General features: G+C 64.3%; 1 protein-coding gene. It reads right to left on the bottom strand.

The genetic code is table 11. The features are described from left to right. A partial coding sequence (locus JQ628_RS34370; protein ID WP_212231061.1) for a c-type cytochrome occupies positions 1–1096 on the bottom strand: 1096 nt, incomplete at both ends.

The following is a 1096-nucleotide window of genomic DNA, read 5'->3' as shown; positions in this document are numbered from 1 at the left end:
GTCGCAGCATGAATATCCTTCCAGACCGGCTTATCCGGAGCAAATTGTTGCCTGAGATAGCCGACCAATTCCGCGACCTGGCTGTCCGTCAGGCTGTCCCTGAAGGCCGGCATATAGCCGAGGTCGGTTACGGCCGGCTTGGCGATGCCGTGCAGGACGACCTGGATCAGATTATCAGGTGAGGTGCTGTGCAGGTTGCTGTTCAGCGCCAGCGACGGCCGGCTGCCGAACAGCGGCGCGCCGCCGACCTCATGGCACACCGCGCAGGCGCCCTGGTAGATCCGGGCGCCGACACCTGAAGCCGCCGACGCGCGCGTACCGGTCGCAGATTCCAGTCCCGCAGCGAGTGCTTCCTGCGTCGCACGATCCATCGATGTCGCGTTGAACGACGCGAGATAGACCGCCATGGCGCGGATGTCGGAATCCGGCAATGCGGCGAGCTCCTTCACGACCGGCGCCATCGGCCCGGCGGCGACGCCGTGAAAGCGTGACACGCCGGTTCGCAAATAGGCGTAAAGCTCGTCCTCGCTCCATGGGATCGGCGCCTGCGATAGCGAGGTCAGCGCCGGCGCTTCCCAGCCCTCGGCAAATCCGCCTGCAAGGTAAGCAGCAGCTATCTCCGCCCCGAGCGCGTTGCGCGGCGAATGGCAGGCGCTGCAATGGCCGAGACCTTCGACCAGATAGGCGCCACGATTCCATATCTCGGAATTGGCTGGATCAGGTTGGAACGTGGCTGGCTTGTGGAATAGCGTGTTCCAGCCCGCCATCAATGGACGCTGGTTGAATGGAAATGCCAACGCATTCTGCGGCGTCTCCGCGCGCACCGCCGGCTGTGCCATCAGGTAAGCATAGAGCGCCTGCATATCGGCGTCGGTCGTCTTGGCGAAATGGGTGTACGGGAATGCGGGATAGAGGTGCCGCCCATCGCGGTGGATGCCCTCGCGCATGGCGCGCTCGAAGGCGGGATAGGACCACGCGCCGATGCCGGTCTCGACGTCGGGCGTGATGTTGGTGGAGTAGATCGTGCCGAATGGAGTTTCCAGCGGCTTGCCGCCAGCGTTGAGCATGCCGTTCACTGCGGTGTGGCACACCGCGC

Origin of the sequence: Bradyrhizobium lablabi (genome assembly GCF_018129385.1) — a bacterium.
Classification (GTDB): Bacteria; Pseudomonadota; Alphaproteobacteria; order Rhizobiales; family Xanthobacteraceae; genus Bradyrhizobium; species Bradyrhizobium lablabi_C.
Note: the sequence above shows the minus strand (reverse complement) of the source record. Positions and strands in the feature narration are given on the sequence as shown.